This window comes from Desulfococcus multivorans (assembly GCF_001854245.1).
Classification (GTDB): Bacteria; Desulfobacterota; Desulfobacteria; order Desulfobacterales; family Desulfococcaceae; genus Desulfococcus; species Desulfococcus multivorans.
On sequence record NZ_CP015381.1, the window covers coordinates 4,297,779 to 4,313,935 of the forward strand.

General features: G+C 59.0%; 13 protein-coding genes. 9 read left to right on the forward strand and 4 right to left on the reverse strand.

The window, feature by feature from the left end; all coding sequences use genetic code 11:
* The first annotated feature begins 17 nt into the window (after positions 1-17).
* Together thiC and cobT are read left to right on the forward strand one after the other, a co-directional pair.
* Positions 18-1,337 carry a phosphomethylpyrimidine synthase ThiC gene (gene thiC, locus dmul_RS18855; RefSeq protein ID WP_020877311.1) on the forward strand — a complete coding sequence of 440 codons (1,320 nt, stop codon included), beginning with the start codon at positions 18-20 and terminating at the stop codon, positions 1,335-1,337.
* 99 nt (positions 1,338-1,436) lie between these two features.
* Positions 1,437-2,495: a nicotinate-nucleotide--dimethylbenzimidazole phosphoribosyltransferase gene (gene cobT / locus dmul_RS18860; RefSeq protein WP_020877310.1), complete on the forward strand. Its 1,059-nt coding sequence runs from the start codon at positions 1,437-1,439 to the stop codon at positions 2,493-2,495.
* A gap of 110 nt (positions 2,496-2,605) precedes the next feature.
* Here cobT and glnA read toward each other — a convergent pair whose 3' ends face one another.
* Entirely contained in the window at positions 2,606-4,018 is a 1,413-nt protein-coding gene (gene glnA, locus dmul_RS18865; protein ID WP_040415363.1) for a type I glutamate--ammonia ligase, read from the reverse strand.
* Positions 4,019-4,061: 43 nt separating this feature from the next.
* Positions 4,062-6,725, reverse strand: coding sequence for a [protein-PII] uridylyltransferase (gene glnD / locus dmul_RS18870; RefSeq protein ID WP_020877308.1), 2,664 nt, complete (start codon positions 6,723-6,725; stop codon positions 4,062-4,064).
* A gap of 411 nt (positions 6,726-7,136) precedes the next feature.
* On the opposite strand from glnD, the gene dmul_RS18875 reads away from it, so the two are divergent.
* Positions 7,137-7,352, forward strand: coding sequence for an acyl-CoA carboxylase biotin carboxyl carrier protein subunit (locus dmul_RS18875; protein ID WP_020877307.1), 216 nt, complete (start codon positions 7,137-7,139; stop codon positions 7,350-7,352).
* Positions 7,353-7,409: 57 nt separating this feature from the next.
* On the opposite strand, the gene prmA is transcribed toward dmul_RS18875, so the two are convergent.
* Complete coding sequence (prmA, locus tag dmul_RS18880) at positions 7,410-8,342, reverse strand: 50S ribosomal protein L11 methyltransferase (RefSeq protein ID WP_020877306.1); 933 nt, start codon at positions 8,340-8,342, stop codon at positions 7,410-7,412.
* A complete protein-coding gene (locus dmul_RS18885) occupies positions 8,339-9,682 on the reverse strand; it encodes a radical SAM family protein (RefSeq protein WP_234979174.1) in 1,344 nt (447 codons plus the stop codon). The genes prmA and dmul_RS18885 overlap by 4 nt, the downstream gene beginning before the upstream one ends.
* Before the next feature lie 253 nt (positions 9,683-9,935).
* Here dmul_RS18885 and selA point away from each other — a divergent pair, with 253 nt between their 5' ends.
* From selA to cobA, 6 genes are all read left to right on the forward strand, one after another.
* Positions 9,936-11,354, forward strand: coding sequence for an L-seryl-tRNA(Sec) selenium transferase (gene selA / locus dmul_RS18890; protein WP_144016540.1), 1,419 nt, complete (start codon positions 9,936-9,938; stop codon positions 11,352-11,354).
* The gene (locus dmul_RS18895) at positions 11,351-12,742 is read left to right on the forward strand and encodes a tetratricopeptide repeat-containing diguanylate cyclase (protein ID WP_020877303.1); all 1,392 of its coding nucleotides are present in this window, start codon (positions 11,351-11,353) and stop codon (positions 12,740-12,742) included. The genes selA and dmul_RS18895 overlap by 4 nt, the downstream gene beginning before the upstream one ends.
* The gene (locus dmul_RS18900) at positions 12,739-13,329 is read left to right on the forward strand and encodes a D-sedoheptulose-7-phosphate isomerase (protein ID WP_020877302.1); all 591 of its coding nucleotides are present in this window, start codon (positions 12,739-12,741) and stop codon (positions 13,327-13,329) included. Before dmul_RS18895 ends, dmul_RS18900 begins: the two co-directional genes overlap by 4 nt.
* Positions 13,330-13,437: 108 nt before the next feature.
* Positions 13,438-13,668: an FmdB family zinc ribbon protein gene (locus dmul_RS18905; RefSeq protein WP_020877301.1), complete on the forward strand. Its 231-nt coding sequence runs from the start codon at positions 13,438-13,440 to the stop codon at positions 13,666-13,668.
* Positions 13,668-14,639 carry a hydroxymethylbilane synthase gene (hemC, locus tag dmul_RS18910; protein ID WP_020877300.1) on the forward strand — a complete coding sequence of 324 codons (972 nt, stop codon included), beginning with the start codon at positions 13,668-13,670 and terminating at the stop codon, positions 14,637-14,639. The genes dmul_RS18905 and hemC overlap by 1 nt, the downstream gene beginning before the upstream one ends.
* On the forward strand, positions 14,623-16,155 hold the full coding sequence (gene cobA, locus dmul_RS18915; RefSeq protein ID WP_020877299.1) for a uroporphyrinogen-III C-methyltransferase: 1,533 nt from the start codon (positions 14,623-14,625) through the stop codon (positions 16,153-16,155). The genes hemC and cobA overlap by 17 nt, the downstream gene beginning before the upstream one ends.
* Positions 16,156-16,157 lie beyond the last annotated feature (2 nt).

Sequence of the window (16,157 nt, forward strand, 5' to 3'; positions counted from 1 at the left end):
TTGATGGGAGCACACAAATGAAGACACAGATCGAACTGGCCAGAGAAGGGGTCGTGACCCCACAGATGGAGATTGTCGCCCGAAATGAAAACAGCGAACCCGGAGATATCCGGCGACAGGTGGCCCTGGGCGAGGTCGTCATCGCCCACCACCCTCAGCGAAAGCACCAGCGGGTGGTGGGGATCGGATCGGGCTTGAGAACCAAAGTGAACGGTTCCATCGGCACATCCTCGGATATCTGCGACATCGACCTGGAAGTCAAAAAAGCCCGGGCGGTCCAGGAAGAAGGTGCCGACACCCTGATGGAGCTGTCGGCCGGCGGCGATCTCGACGCGGTACGCCGGGCCGTCCTGGCCGATTGCGATCTGCCGGTGGGCAACGTTCCCCTTTACCAGGCCTTCTGCGAGGCGGCCCGTAAGTACCGGAATCCCAACAAGCTGGACCCCGAATATCTCTTCGAACTCATCGAACGGCAGCTGGCCGACGGCATCTCCTTCATGGCCATCCACTGCGGTATCAATCAATTCAGTATCGAACGTCTCAAAAAACAGGGCTTCCGATACGGCGGGCTGGTTTCCAAGGGCGGCACCTTCATGGTCTCGTGGATGGAATACAACCAGAAGGAAAACCCCCTCTACGAGCAATTCGACCGGGTCTGCGCCCTGATGAAAAAGTACGACGCCGTCCTCTCCCTGGGCAACGGGATCCGGGCCGGCGCCATCCACGACAGCCACGACCGGGCCCAGATGGCGGAGATGATCATCAACTGCGAACTGGCCGAGCTGGGACGCGAGATGGGCTGTCAGATGATGGTCGAGGGACCGGGGCATGTGCCCCTGGACGAGATCGCGGGCAACATCATGCTGGAAAAACGGATGAGCGGCAACGCACCCTACTATGTCCTGGGACCACTGCCCGCCGACTGCGGGGCCGGCTACGACCACGTCACCGCGGCCATCGGAGCGGCAAACGCCGCCCGGCACGGCGCCGATCTTATATGTTACATCACCCCGGCCGAGCATCTGGCCCTGCCCAACGAGGCCGACGTCCGGGAAGGGGTCCGGATCACGCGCCTGGCGGTCCACATCGGCGACGTTGCCAAATACCCCAAACGCCGGGAGCAGGAGAAGCAGGTCTCCCTGGCCCGTCGGGACACCCGCTGGGAAGATCAGCTCAGGTTGCTGATGTTCCCGGACCGCGCCGAGGAGATTCGAAAAAGCCGGAGTCCGGAAAACGAAAAAACCTGCACCATGTGCGGGAATTTCTGCGCCATGGAACGGGGCCTGTCGCTTTTCGAAAAGGATATCAGGGGAGACAAGATTTCGCTGTCGCTGTGAGAACGACGCCCCGAACACCAACGCTGCACGCCGGTTCCTTTTCCCACAGGATATGCGGATGTGTGATCAACACCACCAATGAAGAACGGAGAAACAGGCATGAGACTACTGGAACATACGATTCAACGCATCACGGCGCCCAACGCCGATGCATACGGCGCCGCCAGAGAGCGGCTCAGAAACCAGGCCCGCCCGGCGGGGAGCCTTGGCATCCTGGAGGAGGTGGGGGCTCGTCTGGCCGGCATTTTCGGTACGATCGACGTTCGTCTCGACAGGAAGATTGTGATCACCTGCGCCGGAGACCATGGGATCTGCGCCGAGGGCGTAAGCCGTTTCCCCCAAAAGGTGACCCCCCAAATGGTCTACAATTTCGTGGGCGGCGGTGCGTCCGTCAGTGTCCTGGCCCGCCATGCCGGAGCGGAAGTCCGGGTGGCGGATCTGGGGGTTGACTGGGATTTCGCGCCGGATTTACCTATTTACCACAAAAAGGTCCGAAAAGGCACGGCCAACTTCGCCGCGGTGCCGGCCATGACACGGGAGGAGGCTGTCCGCAGCATCGAGGCCGGCATCGAAATCGTCGACGAACTGACGGCCGAAGGTCCGGTGCATCTTATCGGCACGGGGGACATGGGCATCGGCAACACCTCGCCCTCCACCGCCATCATCGCGGCCTATTCGAACATTCCCGTGCCGGAGTTGACCGGTCGGGGAACCGGAATCGACGATGACGGACTCCGGAAAAAGATCGCGGCCATCGAAAAGGGTCTCGCGCTGCACCGGCCCGATCCCAAGGACCCTGTGGGCGTCCTCGAAAAGGTCGGCGGGCTTGAGATCGGCGGCCTGGCCGGGCTGGTCATCGGCGCTGCGGCCCACGGCATTCCCGTGGTCTGCGACGGCCTCATCGCCACCGCCGGCGCCCTGATCGCCTGCGAGCTCGCACCGTCGGCCCGGCCCTATCTTTTCGCCGGCCACAACAGCGTAGAGGTCGGCCACCGTTACATGCTCGAACATCTGGGCCTTCAGCCTCTACTTCACCTGGAATTCCGCCTGGGAGAAGGCACCGGCGCCGCCCTGGCCATGACGCTCATGGACGCCGCAACCCGCATCCTGGCCGAAATCAAAACCTTTGCGGAGGTCGGGATCAACGACGCCCAGTAAAGATCGCCTTTCCCGAAGAGCGGATCGCTTCGAACCCCTGAAGGCGGCACCGCGGAGGGATCGCCCCCGCTCCGGACAGCCGGAGCGGGGACAAAAGGAAAGATTGCGGACTAAATATCGAAATAGAGAAAGAATTCATGAGGATGGGGACGCAAATTTACAGCGTTCACCTCCTTGGTGGTCTTGTAGCTGATCCATTTTTCAATGACGTCGGGGGTAAAAACATCACCTTTGAGCAAAAACTCGTGGTCGGCCTTGAGGGCGGCCAGGGCCTCCGGCAGCGAGCCCGGCGCGGAGGGAATTTCCGCCAGCTCTTCCGGCGGCAGGCCATAGATGTCCTTGTCGAGGGGAGACCCGGGATCGATCTTGTTTTCGATGCCGTCCAAGGCCGCCATGAGAACGGCCGAGAAGGCCAGGTAGCCGTTGCAGGACGGATCGGGCGTTCTGAATTCGATGCGCTTGGCCTTTGGCGAAGCTGAATACATGGGAATTCGGACGGCGGCGCTGCGATTCCGACTGGAGTAGGCCAGGTTGACCGGCGCCTCGAATCCGGGCACCAACCGCTTATAGGAATTGGTGGTCGGGTTGGTGAAAGCGCACACCGCCGAACAGTGTTTCAGAATGCCGCCGATGGCCCAGAGGGCTTCCTGGGAGACGCCGGCGTATTTATCACCCGCAAAGAGGGGGGTGCCGTCTTTCCATATGCTGAGATGCGTGTGCATACCGCTCCCATTGTCTTCGAACAGGGGTTTGGGCATGAATGTGACCGTATGACCGTGTTTGTATGCGACGTTCTTGAGAACATACTTGAACCAGACCATCTGATCGCCCATCTGCAGCAGCGGGGCGAACCGCATGTCGATCTCCGACTGACCCGCGGTGGCCACCTCGTGATGCTGACATTCGACGACAATCCCGAGATCCTGAAGGGTCAGCATCATCTCGGAACGGAGGTCCTGGAATTTGTCCATGGGCGGCACGGGAAAGTAGGCCTCCTTGTGGCGAGGTTTATAGGCCTGATTCGGCATTTCGTCGCGACCCGAGTTCCAGATGCCCTCCACTGAGTCGACCTCGTAAAAGGCACTGTTGCTGCGTGATTCGAACTGCACGTTGTCAAAAATGAAAAACTCCGCTTCGGGTCCGATAAAGGCCGTATCTCCAATACCGGTGCTTCTGAGGTAGGCCTCGGCCTTCTGAGCGATATGCCGGGGGTCGCGGCTGTAAGGCTCTCGAGTGATGGGATCGGCAATATTGCCGATGAGCACGAGGGTCGGATCGGCGAAAAAAGGATCCATCCTGGCGGTGGCGGGATCCGGAATGACCAGCATGTCCGATGCATTGATGGGCTGCCAGCCGCGAATACTCGATCCGTCGAAGCCGTAGCCGTCCTCGAAAGTGGAAACATCCAGTTCACTGATGGGCACGGAAAAATGCTGCCACACGCCGGGGAAATCCATAAATCGGATATCAACCACTTTGACCTTGTTTTCCTTTGCCATTGCGATGACGTTTTCAGGTGTCATTGTCATTTACATCTCCTTATTCATGTTCATGGGTATATTGAAATCAACCGATAATGCGCGATCGTTCAGGCTTTCCGTTTCGACTGTCCGAGGCTTCCGACAGGACCGTCATGAGGGCCGTTTCGAGGGCCGCCACCTGTTCGGGGCTGTCCGCCTTCTGGCCGTCGAAGTCCCGGACATAGAAGACATCCACCACCTGATCGGCATTCGTTGCAATCTTCGCCACCCAGACATCCAGGCGACATTTGAACAGTGCATCCGTAATTTTGTACAACAGCCCCGGAAAATCGTAGGTGAAGACCTCGACGATGGTGAAAAAACTGGAGCTTTCATTGTCCACATTCACCCGAGGCGACTTTTCGGGTCGCCAGGGCTTGTCTACGGCATAGGTCTTCATCTTTTCCGATAGCGCCGCCTCGAGATCGAGGCTTCCCAACAACGCCGATTCCAGGTCGGCTTCAGCATGCTCCCATTTCCGGGTTTCATAAAAACTGTCGGGCGGCGGCTTGACCTCGAAAACATCCAGGGCGATATTGTTGCGCCATGTATAGACCTGGGCCGCCAGGATATCCATGCCGTTCAGGGTGAACACACCGGAGATCCGGGCAAAGAGACCGGGGCAATCCCGGGCGCAGATGGTCACGGTCCGGGTCTTGAGACCGATGGATTTCTCTACCGTCCAGACGAAGTGAGCCTTCCCGAGGCGGTTGTAAAGGGCGATATGCCGGGCGATATTCTCCCTGGACGTATTCAGGAGGTACCGCGGCGGCATCATCCGGAACAACGCATCCATCGATTCACGGGTTCCCGGATGTTCCGAAAGGGTCAGTACGTAGTTCCGCTTCTCTTCGATCAGCGCCAAGGCACCTGCGGAGGTCAACTCCCCCTCCCTGAACAGGCTCGAAACGTTCAGGAAAAGCGCCTCGAGCAGCGCGGCGGTCCATCCGCTCCAGGCTTTGGGGCCGGTGGCGACGGAATCCGCCACCGACAGCAAATAGAGCATTTTCAGACGGTCGGTGTCACCAATCCTTCGGGCACAGACGAGGGCGGTCTCCTCGTCCTGTATATCCCGTCGCGTCGCGATCTTGATCAGGAAGAGGTGCTCCCGCACCAGAAAGGCAACGGTCTCGATCATTTCCGGCGGATATCCTCTTTCCGAAAGGATTTCCCGGATCATCTCCGCCCCTTTTTCGGAGTGATTCCCGCTGGACATACCTTTGCCGATATCGTGGAGCAGCCCGGCCCAGATGAGGGCGATGCGCTCCCGACGGGTCAGATCCTCGTAGATCTGCCCGCAAAGGGGCTTGGTGGTGGGATCGTCCGGCGTACCGAATTTTTTGAGCGTCTGCACCGTTCGCAAAAGGTGCCGATGCACCGGGTAGAGATGATACTCATCATATTGAATCCGGTTGACGATCTCATTGAACTGGGGAATAAACGCTTCCAGAAAACCCGTTTCCGACATGGCCTCCAGGACATTGAACTTGATCACCGGTGTCAGGAGGATCTTCTCAAAGGCCGACCGGACAGACTCGGATTCACGAAATCGGCCGTCGACGCAGTAAAGAAACTCCCTGACGAGCCGTCGGGCCTCGATGCTGAGGGGCATCTTGAGACGGGCACTCTCCTCGAAAATCCTCATGAGGATCTCCGACTGTTTGGGGATCATTTTGGAAGACACGAAATTGAGCATCCCATCGACGATCGCGATACCTTCGGCGTTCACTTTTTCAAGAGATTTCAGACTGCGCCGCTTGGCTTTTCCCTTCTCCAATTCGTAGACCACCAGCTGCTGCTGCTGCTTCAGAAAACCCATGTGCCGGTGCAGCACCCCCAGAAAGCGCTCGACGGGCTGCTGTCCGTCCCGGTAAACATACCCCAAATCAGCGGCCAACCGCTCCTGATAGATGAAATAGAGCTGATCGCATTTCCGGCCGGACAGGTAGTGAAGGTGATTCCGTACCTGCCAGATAAATGCCAGTGCCTGGCTCAGCGCCTGGTATTCCTTGTAGGAAAGACAGCCGTGATACTCCAGGTCCCGCGGTTGGGTAAGCTGGTTTCGGATACGGGCCACCCAGAGCATGGTATGGTAATCCCGCAGGCCGCCCTGCCCCTCCTTCAGATTCGGTTCCAGAAGATAAGTGGAGTCGCCGAAACTCTGGTGGCGCTCCTGGTTCCGCTTGACAACCCGTCCGATCACACCGTCCGGATCATCATAGATGACCTTTTCCCGAAACAAATCCAGAAGTTTCGAGTAGAGATGGGACATGCCGCAGATGAACCGGGCATCCAGAAAGGCCGTCAGCGTTTCGATGTCCTCGATGGCCGCGGTGATACACTCATCAAGGGAACGGGTCGCATGACCGACCTCCACACCGATGTCCCACAGGGGATAGATGATCTCCTCGATCAGTGCTGCCGCCGCTTCCGGGACCTCCCGATCGAACAGAATGAGCAGGTCCACATCGGAATGGATGCACTGCTCCTCCCGACCGTATCCACCGAGGGCGACGACGGCATAGGGGTTCCGTCGGATGTCCAGCTTTGGTCCGATCACACTGTTTTCATAGGATGCGCGAAAATACGCGTCGAAGCAACGGGTATAGCGGCGCACAAAATCCGGAACCTCCCCTTTCAGAAAATCCGCAATCAGGAATTTCTGTTGTCGTGCCAACGTGTTCAACGGATTATCGGATTTATGTCTCATATCGACCGCTATCAACCCTCGCTTGAAAGGCGCCTTGCCTTTGTTATCACTATAGCGATTATAAGCAAGTATGACGCCAATTGCTAATAAGTTTTTTTTGCTTTTTATTTCAAAAAGTTAAAATTTAAATGCACTCAAGAAAAAATTAAAGCCATACAATTATGTAATATTTTTCCCGTTTTTATGACAAAAATGTTTTTCCGGGTGCTCAAATCGCGACAGCCGACATCCAATTTAACAGACGGCGCATGCAGGAAGCGGCCCTATTTCAAACCAACTTCTCCTTGACACCCCGTCGGCCGGGATGCTACAAATTGTCGGCATACAAAATACTGTTTCTATTGCAAAACAAACTACCGGATATCATTACGTACATTCAATTACCGATCAGCATAACGGAGGGCTTGGAACATGACAGAAGAAATCTTAGCACCCCTTGCGGGAAAAATCGTCAAAATAAATCTTGAGGTCGGCGCGAAGGTAGAGGAGGACGACGAGGCCCTGATCATCGAGGCCATGAAGATGGAAACCCCGGTCTTCGTCCCGTGCGACGGCACGGTCAAAGAGGTTCGCGTCAAGGAGGGCGACTCGGTGGAGGAGGAAGACGTCCTTGCGATAATCACGTAAATCCGAACGTACATCGATGAAATCTGATCCTACAGGCATAGACGATCCTCCCGCAGATCATTTAGGCCCGATGAAACGGGCGGCCATGGCCGTCCATCCGTCTTTTTCCCGAACATCCAACACCTCGAATCCAATGTCGGCCATCCTGTCGGCCACCTTACGGCGATTTTCCGAGATAATCCCCGAACAGATAAAGATGCCCCCCGCTGAAAGCACCTTCGGGATGTCTTCCAAAAGAAGGAGGATGACCTCGCTCAGGATGTTGGCCGCCACCACGTCAAAGGTTCGGGAGACACCCGCCAGGAGGTCCCCGGCATGAATCTCGGCCGATCCGGGTCCGAACCCGTTTTTGGAGAGATTTTCCCGGGCCACGTCGACGGCAACGCCGTCTTTGTCCACGCCGACCATGAGGCCCGCCCCCAGTTTTCCGGCGGCGATCATAAGAATCCCCGAACCGGTACCCACATCAAGAAAACGTATCCCCGGCGCCAGCCAGGTTTCAAGCAGCCGTATGCAGAGAACGGTGGTAGGGTGGGTTCCGGTGCCGAAGGCCATCCCCGGATCGATCTCAAGTATGATTTCGTCCGGCGATGTCGGGGTGTAGTCGCGCCATGTGGGTTTAACAACAATTTTGTCGGAGATTTTTTCCGGCCGGAAATATGCCTTCCAGGACTCGGCCCAGTCCTCTTCGTCCAGTTCCTGAAAAAGAAGTCTGGTCGTGATTCCGGTCCGCCGACCCAGGACACGCAATCCTTCTTCCAGAGAAGATATCTTTTGCGCACCGTCGGCGTTTCCCGGAAAATAGCCGCTTACGGCATCGACCTCGGGCAAGGGCAGCGCATCCGTTGCCCATCCCTCTTCCGGCGACATGTTCGGACTTTCCACAACCACTCCCTGAAGGCCGAGATCGTAAAAAACGTCTGAAATCAGGTCGGCGCCCAGAACAGCGTCATGGAATTCGAAAACCACTTTAACCTGGGTCCACTTCATTCCGCCCTACCCTTTATCTTCTTCCAAGTCTCCCTGGGAGGATTGAAATATCCATATCCGAGATCCGGAAAAGCCCGCCGGATCCGTCTCAGAGCCTCGCGCATCCCCATAGGAACCCCGTGAACCGCCGCCCGGTTCATGGTCCTCCAGTACTTGACGGGATCATAGTTCAGGTTCCGCCACTGGACATAATGTATCGGATGCGTCCGCCTGAAGGCCAGAAAAGCCGCCACCTCCTCGGGCGTGTCGGTGAATCCCGGGCAGTTCAGGTAATTCAGGGCCACAAACCGGCCGTGCGCCAGCGCGATATCGATGCTTGCCAGAACATCGGTGAAGGCATAACCCCTGGGACGGTAATAGGCGTCGTAGCACGTCTTCCGAACGCTGTTCATGGAGACGCGGATGCTGTCGAGACCGGCGTCGAACAAATCCGCCAGGACGTCCGGAAGACTTGCATTGGTGTTCATGTTGATGGTGCCCCGATCGGTTTCCCTGCGAATCAGGCGAATGGCCGGGGCGATGACATGGGCCGCGAAGAGCGGGTCTCCCTCGCATCCCTGGCCGAAACTGACCACGCTGTTGTCAACCCGTCGAATGTGAGCCAGGGCCACCTCGGCGATCTCCTCGGGAGATGGGGTGAAGTCGATGCGTTCCTGGCTGCAGGACACCCCGTCCTCCGGTTGAAGAGAGATGCATCCCAGGCACCGGGCGTTGCAGGTCCGGGAAGCGGGCAGGGGGGCTTCGTAGCGGCCCAGAAAAAAGTTCTTGCCGGCCGGGCATCCATACTCGAGGGCGCAACGTTCCAGATGCCGGCGAAGGCGGTTTTCAGGCAAAAGCGCCTGCATGCGCCGAACCCCGGCCACAACCTTATCCCGGGGCATTTGTCGGATATCCTGCCGAGGCTCCCGATCAACACGGATGACGGCCGATCGAAATCCCCCGCCGTGCCACCCCACGGCGCCGTAGGAAAAAAGCGGCAGGACATCTCCGGGGTCCCGCTCCCGATAGGCGCTGATATAGGTATTGACGTATCCGGGGGAATTGAAGGCCGCCACGGGATAAATCGGCTCCCCGGGAGCATAGGGGTTCTCGTCAATCATCTCCGGCGCTTCGGCGACGAGATTGAAGACCAACGGCCGCCGGTGGGGGAGGTACATCAACTCTCCACCATGGGGCATGGGAAGGGTGTTCTCGGTGGTGAGCGGAACGACCCTGTCGCCCGCCATACCGGCTGCGGCGTATCCTTCCAACTCGAAGATCTCCCCGGCGGCATCGGCGACCATGGCCGTTACAGGCTTCGCAGGGGGTTTTCCTTTTTTTCGTCGTAACTGTCTCTTCATTTTTTTATTATACCACATCAAGGGCGGCAACACCGGAAAAATCTGAATGGCGCCTTCTGCGATTGTTTATGTGCTGAAAAACAGGCATAATTCAGTTGAAACCAGAGTCCGCTCAGTGATATATGCTTTCCCTATCTTTCGCTTTTCGTTATGTTTGGCCGTAAAACGGCTGGAAACCGAGGGGGAATCCTGCGGGTATGCCCCGCCCCTTCGGGGGGATAACCGCGCCGCTGATCACAACCAGGAATCACGGATGCCGCTGACCGACGCACAACAAAACCTGTTGAGAAGACTACCGGGAATCGACCGCATTCTCGAACAGACCCGTGTTGACCCGTTTTTCGAAGCGGTGCCGAAACCCTTGTTGACCCGAATCTGCAGGGAGGTGGTGGAAGATCTGCGGAAGGCCGTCATCGACGGAAGGCCGCCCGTCGATGAAAACGATATGACCGACGCCGGGATCACGGCCAGGGTCAAGCAGCACCTTGGCCGCACCCTGAAGCCCAACCTGATACCCGTTGTCAATGCCACCGGCGTCGTGGTCCACACCAATCTGGGACGCTCCCTGCTGGCAGATGAGGCCGTGAAAAATGTCGCCCGCATTTCACGCCGGTACACCAATCTCGAGTTCGACCTGGTCAGAGGCACCCGAGGTCTTCGCTACAGCGCCATCGAGGGGATCCTCTGTGAACTCACCGGCGCCGAAGCGGCAATGGCGGTCAACAACAACGCCGCCGCCGTGCTCCTCTGCCTCGATACCCTGGCCCGGGGAAAGGAGGCTGTCGTTTCCCGGGGAGAGCTCGTGGAAATCGGCGGTTCCTTTCGGATACCCGACGTCATGGTCCGCAGCGGTGCCCGGCTCCGGGAGGTGGGCACCACCAACCGGACCCACCTCCGGGACTACGAACAGGCCATCGGCGACGACACCGGGCTTCTGCTCAAGGTTCACACCAGCAATTTCAGCGTGGTGGGATTCACCAAGGCCGTACCCGCCCGAGAACTGGTCGAACTGGGCCACAAACGCGGCATACCGGTCATGGAGGACCTGGGCAGCGGCACCCTCGTCGATCTCTCCGTCTACGGCATGATCAAGGAGCCCACCGTTCAGGAGTCGGTTGCCGCCGGCATCGATGTCGTCACCTTCAGCGGCGACAAGCTCCTCGGCGGTCCTCAGGCGGGACTGATTGTTGGAAAACGGGCGATTCTCGACGCCGTCCGGCAGAACCCTCTGACCCGGGCCCTCAGAATCGACAAGATGACCCTGGCCGCCCTGGAGACCACCCTCCGGATCTATCGAGACCCCAGAAAGGCCGTCCAGGCCATTCCAACGCTCCGGATGCTCATCATCCCGTTGTCGGAGATCCAACAACGGGCCGAGCGTTTTACGGCATTGATGACCGCGAGCCGTTCCGAGCGCCTGCGCCTCTCCATTCTCGATGGGTTCTCCAGGGTCGGCGGGGGCGCTCTTCCGCTTCAGGAACTGCCCACCAGGTGCGTGAGCCTGGCAATCGACGGTATATCCACGGCCGCCATCGAGCGACGGATGCGCAGACACATCCCGCCCGTGATCGGCCGCATCGAAGCCGATCGCTTTATTCTGGACTTCAGAACCGTGGGGGAAGACGACATCGACATTATCGCATCCGCCGTCGGAAACCTGCTGGAAAAATGACCCGAAACACCCGAAAAATCTACACCCGGACCGGACATCGTCAGGCTTTTCTGCTGCATGAAACCAGAGATCTTCAGAAAGCGTCCCGTCCGGCTGAGCGCCGAACAGCCGTCGGCATTCGGGAGCTTTCCGCGAGATTCCCGCACATGTCCGTGGGAAAAGCCCTCATCGAGGCGGCGCTCCATCAACTGGAACCGACGCCCGCCTTCGGCGTCATGCTGATCCGTGTAGACGATTTTTTCGATGTCCAGGATGCCGCCGGCGACGAGGCTGCGATATCCCTGCTCCTGGACGCCGCCGTCGTCGTCGACGAGGTCACCCGGGCCGAGGATGCCCTATGGGGCATGATCGAGCAGGATCTGATCGGCATTTTTCTCCCGGAAAAAACCGAGGACGACTGCAAAAATATCGCCGAAGAAATCCGGCGGATCTTCTCCCTGGTCCGCGAAGCCACATTGACCATGGGTGTCACGGAATACCCCATGGACGAATACGGCCCTATCGACACCCTCAAAAACGCCCGAAAAGCCTTGAACCACGCCCGGCATTACGGCCCCGGCGGCATCGCGGTATTTGATGCGACAAGCCTCAACATCAACGCCGACCGCCTTTTCCAGGAGGGAAACATTCACGGCGCCGCAGAGGAACTCAAAGCCGCCCTCCGGCTGAATCCCGGAGACGCCGACATCCGCAACAGCCTGGGGGTCTGCTACGCCGCCCTGGGGGCGTTCAACCGAGCGCTTCGGGAATTCAGGGCCGCCGTCGGACTATGTCCGGAAAGCATTATGCCCGTTCACAACATCGGTCTTGTGCACGAGATGATGGGAGAGCCCCAAAAAGCGCTCAGACATCTGATCGAAGCCGATCGTCTTCTCGGATCCGACCCGAACGCCGGGGCGGTTTTTGAGCTGCCGTTTCAGATCGGTAGAATTTACCTTCAGGAGGGGCTTCCGGAAAAGGCCGAACCGTATCTGGTCCGGGCTTCGGCCCTCAATCCCGCCTCCGGCGCCGCCTGCCGAAAGCTGGGGGAATGTCTTGCGGCCCGAGGCGACACCAACGGCGCCGTCAGGGCTTTCAGCAACGCCGTCAAACGCAACCCCAACGACGCCGCAGCCCTGTCCGAGTTGGGCATCCTCTTCCACCAGCAGGGTGAAAATCCTGACATCGCCCTTCTGTTCTGCCGGCACAGCGTCGACATCGCGCCCCGAAACGGCCTTTTCCATCAACGCCTGGGCGAGCTCTGCCTTGCCCAGAACCGCCGCGACGAAGCCCTCGTCGCCCTGGAGCGCGCCCATGAACTCGGATGCGATTCCCGGGCGCTGATCGACCGGATCAGGGAATTGAACGCCTGGACGGAACAGACCTCCGGAAAAAAGGAAACCGCATGAAAGAGATGATCCTGGCCAGCCTGAAGGCGAGCCTTCACACCAAAGAAAAAAGCGTCCTTACCCACACGGACGATCTGCTGGCGGCGACGGAAAATATCCGGCAGTCCCTCGTTGCCGGCGGCAAGCTCCTCATATTCGGAAACGGGGGCAGCGCCGCCGATGCCCAGCATATTGCGGCGGAATTCGTCAATCGTTTCCTGAAAGAGCGTCGCCCCCTGGCGGCTATGGCCCTTACCACCGACACCTCTGTGATCACCAGTATCGGCAACGACTACCATTTCGACCAGATCTTCCAGAAACAGGTCGAAGCCCTGGGACGGATCGGCGATATCGCCGTGGGCATCAGCACCAGCGGAAATTCCCCCAACGTGGTTCTCGCCATGGAAACCGCCCGGAAAATGGGACTCTTCACCATCGGCTTCACCGGCAGGGGCGGGGCCATCGCCACGCTGTCCGATATCCTTTTCACGGTCCCCTCGGACGTCACCGCACGGATTCAGGAGACCCACATCACCCTGGCCCATATTTTGTGTGAACTGGTGGAAGAGCGGATGTTCGGCGGTGTCGGTGCCGCAGCTCAACCCTGAAGGAAGCGAAAATTGCAAAGGCGTGTTGATTTTACGCCCGCAAATGATTACTTTGGCGGTCGTTGGTCGAACGGCCGATACCCAGACCCGTACGGCAAGGAGAAAAAAATGCCTATATACGAATATCACTGTGATCAATGCGACAAAGATTTTGAATGCCTCGTCATCGGCAGCCACCAGGCTGAATGTCCGAACTGCAAAAGCACCGACGTCAGGAAGATGATGTCCGCCTGCGGCTTTCTGAGCAAAGGCAGCGGCGGAGAGACGGTCAAGGCATCCGCCGGAGCATCGTCCTGCAGCGGGTGCACGGCCTCCAGCTGCGCGGGGTGCGGCCACTGATGGCGAGTACGACGACCGCACAGGACAGAACGACGCGACACATCACCATCGGCACCCGGGGCAGCCAGTTGGCCCTCTGGCAGGCCAACTGGGCTCGCCGAACCATTATGGAAAAATTTCCCGGCACAGCCGTCGAACTCCTCATCATCAAGACCAAGGGCGACAAGATCCTGGACGTCCCCCTGGCCAAGGTCGGCGGCAAGGGGCTTTTCGTCAAGGAGATCGAGGACGCCATGCTGGACGGCAGGATCGATGCGGCCGTCCACAGCATGAAGGATATGCCGGCCAAGATCCCACCCGGACTCTGCATCGGCGCCGTTCCCGAGCGGGAGACGCCTCAGGACGCCCTGGTCTCCCGAAATCGACTTCCCCTGAAGCGTCTTCCCCAGGGCGCACGGGTGGGGACCAGCAGCCTGCGGCGCGGGGCCCAGCTGAAAAGCGTTCGCCCGGACATCGAGATCGTGCCGCTCCGCGGGAACCTCGATACACGCCTCAACAAGCTCGACACCGAGAGGTTGGATGCGGTCATCCTGGCGGCAGCCGGTCTGAATCGCATGGGCCTGACCGACCGAATCACCGAAATGATCGACACCACCGTCATGCTCCCGGCCGTGGGCCAGGGAGCCCTCTGCATCGAGTGTCGGCAAAACGATCCCGGCATCGCCCCGGTGATGGCGGCCCTGAATCACGCAGAAACACGAAAGGTGGTCATGGGGGAGCGGGCCTTTCTGAACCGCCTGGAGGGCGGGTGTCAGGTACCTATCGCCGCCCACGGCACGCTTGAAGGCGACACCTACACGCTGATCGGGCTGGTGGCCGCCCTCGACGGCGGCACCGTCATCCGGGAAACCCTGTCCGGCCCTGCCGAAGACGCGGAACGCATCGGCGTCTCTCTGGCCGAACACCTCATCGCCAAGGGCGCCGGGCCAATCTTAGAAAGCCTGAAGGAAATTCATGAAATCAGCAGGTAAAGTCTATCTGGTGGGCGCAGGGCCGGGTGACCCCGGCCTGATAACGGTCAAGGGTCTGGAGTGCATACGGAATGCCGATGTGATCATCTACGATTACCTGGCATCGCCCGCCTTTCTCAAGTATGCCCCGGAGCATGCGGAACAGATCTACGTCGGGAAAAAAGGGGGAGACCATACCCTTTCCCAGGACGGCATCAACGCCCTGATCGTGGAAAAAGCCAAAGAAGGACGGGTCGTGACCCGACTCAAGGGCGGAGACCCTTTTATTTTCGGCCGGGGCGGTGAGGAGGCCGAGGTTCTGGTGGCCGCCGGGATCCCCTTTGAAGTCGTACCCGGGGTGACATCGGCCATTGCGGCGCCGGCCTACGCAGGCATCCCCCTTACCCATCGAGACTTTACCTCGACATTGGCCTTTGTCACCGGCCACGAGGATCCGACCAAGACGGATTCCAGCATCGACTGGGCCTCCCTGGCTCGGGGTATCGGCACCCTGGTCTTTTTTATGGGCGTCAAGAACCTCCCCCACATCACCCGAAACCTGATGGACAACGGGATGGCACCCGAAACGCCGGTAGGCCTGATTCGATGGGGAACTACAACGCGCCAGGAATCCGTGTTCGGCACTCTCGAGAACATCGTGGAACGGGTGAAGGCGGCAGGGCTCAAGGCGCCTTCCATTATCGTCGTCGGAAACGTCGTCTCCCTTCGGAGCTCCCTCAACTGGTTCGAAAATCGCCCCCTTCTGGGCAAACGGATCGTCGTCACGCGGGCTCGGGAACAGGCGAGCGATCTGGTGAAGCGTTTGACGGACATGGGTGCCGACTGCATGGAATGCCCGACCATTCAGGTCATCCCCCCCGAAGACTGGGCCCCCCTGGATGCGGCCGTCAACACCCTGTCCACATACGATTGGATCGTCTTCACCAGCGTCAACGGCGTCAGGTTTTTCTTCCGGAGACTCTTCGAGACCGGGTACGATGTTCGGGCCCTTCACCGCCTCAGGACCGCCTGTATCGGCCCCGTCACCGCCCGGACCTTGATGGGCTTCGGCCTGAAAACCGACATCCTGCCCGAAAACTACCGGGCCGAGTCGGTGGTGGACGCCTTCAGGAACGAAAATATCAAGGGGTGCCGCATCCTGCTGCCCCGCGCCATGGAGGCGAGACCCGTCCTGCCTGTGGAGCTGACGCGAATGGGTGCGACCGTGGACGAGGTCACGGCCTACCGGACGGTCCAGGCCCGGGAAAACGCTGAGCAGCTTGTGGCAGAACTCAAGTCCGGCGCTATCGACATGGTCACCTTCACCAGTTCTTCCACCGTGCGGAATTTCAAAGCCCTTTTACCCGAGGAGGAGCCTCTCCCCCGAATGATGAACGGCGTCACCGTGGCGAGCATCGGGCCCATCACCTCGGACACGGCCCGGGAGCTGGGGTTCACGGTGGACGTCACGGCGTCGACTTACACGATTCCAGGCCTCTGCGACGCCATTCTGGCCCACTACCAAACAGCTTCATAGGC

What these genes read in the sequence shown, in the direction of transcription:
- hemC (WP_020877300.1), top strand. Translation starts at nt 13,668, where the DNA reads ATGGCGAGTACGACGACCGCACAGGACAGAACGACGCGACACATCACC.
- cobA (WP_020877299.1), top strand. Translation starts at nt 14,623, where the DNA reads ATGAAATCAGCAGGTAAAGTCTATCTGGTGGGCGCAGGGCCGGGTGAC.
- thiC (WP_020877311.1), top strand. Translation starts at nt 18, where the DNA reads ATGAAGACACAGATCGAACTGGCCAGAGAAGGGGTCGTGACCCCACAG.
- glnD (WP_020877308.1), bottom strand. Translation starts at nt 6,725, where the DNA reads ATGAGACATAAATCCGATAATCCGTTGAACACGTTGGCACGACAACAG.
- prmA (WP_020877306.1), bottom strand. Translation starts at nt 8,342, where the DNA reads ATGAAGTGGACCCAGGTTAAAGTGGTTTTCGAATTCCATGACGCTGTT.
- dmul_RS18905 (WP_020877301.1), top strand. Translation starts at nt 13,438, where the DNA reads ATGCCTATATACGAATATCACTGTGATCAATGCGACAAAGATTTTGAA.
- dmul_RS18885 (WP_234979174.1), bottom strand. Translation starts at nt 9,682, where the DNA reads ATGAAGAGACAGTTACGACGAAAAAAAGGAAAACCCCCTGCGAAGCCT.
- glnA (WP_040415363.1), bottom strand. Translation starts at nt 4,018, where the DNA reads ATGACACCTGAAAACGTCATCGCAATGGCAAAGGAAAACAAGGTCAAA.
- dmul_RS18895 (WP_020877303.1), top strand. Translation starts at nt 11,351, where the DNA reads ATGACCCGAAACACCCGAAAAATCTACACCCGGACCGGACATCGTCAG.
- cobT (WP_020877310.1), top strand. Translation starts at nt 1,437, where the DNA reads ATGAGACTACTGGAACATACGATTCAACGCATCACGGCGCCCAACGCC.
- selA (WP_144016540.1), top strand. Translation starts at nt 9,936, where the DNA reads ATGCCGCTGACCGACGCACAACAAAACCTGTTGAGAAGACTACCGGGA.
- dmul_RS18875 (WP_020877307.1), top strand. Translation starts at nt 7,137, where the DNA reads ATGACAGAAGAAATCTTAGCACCCCTTGCGGGAAAAATCGTCAAAATA.
- dmul_RS18900 (WP_020877302.1), top strand. Translation starts at nt 12,739, where the DNA reads ATGAAAGAGATGATCCTGGCCAGCCTGAAGGCGAGCCTTCACACCAAA.